Raw genomic sequence first — 1,268 nt, 5'->3', positions numbered from 1 at the left:
CCTGGAAGGATTGGCGCGCGGGCTGGCGGTTGAATTGGCGCCACGCAGGGTAAACTGTTTGTCTCCGGGCACCACCGACAGCACGCTGTGGCAGGGTCGTCCGGCGCAGGTGCGCGAGGCCGCTTACCAACAGTGGGGCAAACTCAACGTATTGCAACGTCCTGCAACGGTGGAAGAGCAGGCCGATGCGGCGCTGTTCCTGCTCGACAACACGCACATGACGGGCAACACGCTCTATTGCGACGGGGGATATACGTTGCGTTAGCATGAGGCAACGTCAATTTTTTGGCGTTGCCCTTGCAGTATCTGCTTTTCTCGCCTTTTAACAAATTCCACTCTTGATTTGCCGCCTTCCTTGACGATTTAAGCATCAATTTTATAGTTGTTCGAAGACGATAGCGTCTATTTCACTAATGAAACCGATGTCGGAGAGAACGATGTGCTGGATTCGTGTCTGCGAGGCAGATCAGATACAGGAAAACAGGCCGTTTAGTGGCAGCGTGGAAAATAACGCCGTCGGTATTTACCTGCTTGATGGCAAGTACTACGCCCTCGAGGATATTTGCCCGCACGCTTATGCCTTGTTGAGTCAGGGATTTATTGAAGACGGTAGCGTTGAGTGCCCCTTACACGGCGCAGTGTTTGATATTAAAACCGGGCAATGTCTCGGCGGGCCGGGTGAGCGTGACCTGCATTGCTACCGGGTGCGGCGCGTTGAAAATCACATTCAAATCAGGCTAACGGAGGAGACCATCGCGATCAGGAATTTAATCCGGCACCCGCAGCGCAGCAGCCGACTATCTCGTCCGTTGGCGGCGGTAACGGCTGCATCCATGCTCCCGGTGGATACCGCAATCTGGTCTGGCAGAGTCGAAGCAGCGCGCCAATGCCCTGGACGCTGGCCTTTATCGCCGGGCTGGAAATCCTGTTTGATCAAGGTATCGATACCCTGCCCGCGTTGGTGGAAGGGTTGAATTCAGCAGCACTGTACGATCAGCAAGGTCAGCCCTGGCAGGAAGCAACGCTGCGGGCCTTTTTGCAAGAAAACGGCAAGTAAAGGAGGACGCAATGGATTCAACGGTGCAGCAATACCTCGATCGCGGGTTACGGGGCTTATGGTATCCGGTACTGGCCAGTTGGGAAGTACAGGCCAATCCTGTCGGCATCACGCGGTTGGGGGAGCAGATTGTGGTGTGGCGCGACAGCGACGGCCAGGTTCAGGCACTGGAAGACCGCTGCCCGCACCGGGGCGCTCGCCTGTCGCTTGG

3 protein-coding genes and 1 pseudogene are annotated in these 1,268 nt (G+C 56.3%); all 4 read left to right on the top strand.

The features are described from left to right. The coding region (locus tag J5224_RS28405) for an SDR family oxidoreductase (RefSeq protein WP_264628448.1) at positions 1-265 on the top strand (265 nt) is incomplete at its 5' end. Between the two features lie 172 nt (positions 266-437). Then, positions 438-758, top strand: a pseudogene (locus tag J5224_RS28400) (Rieske (2Fe-2S) protein); the annotation flags it as partial. A 41-nt stretch (positions 759-799) separates the two neighbouring features. After that, positions 800-1,057 carry a recombinase-like helix-turn-helix domain-containing protein gene (locus tag J5224_RS28395; protein WP_319802499.1) on the top strand — a complete coding sequence of 86 codons (258 nt, stop codon included), beginning with the start codon at positions 800-802 and terminating at the stop codon, positions 1,055-1,057. Between the two features lie 11 nt (positions 1,058-1,068). Further along, positions 1,069-1,268 (top strand): Rieske (2Fe-2S) protein (locus J5224_RS28390; protein ID WP_264628447.1); only part of this gene is annotated, 200 nt, incomplete at its 3' end.

The sequence above is a fragment of the Candidatus Symbiopectobacterium sp. NZEC135 genome, from assembly GCF_025962695.1.
The sequence above is the reverse complement of the archived record's forward strand: the minus strand, read 5'-3'. Positions and strand labels throughout refer to the sequence as shown.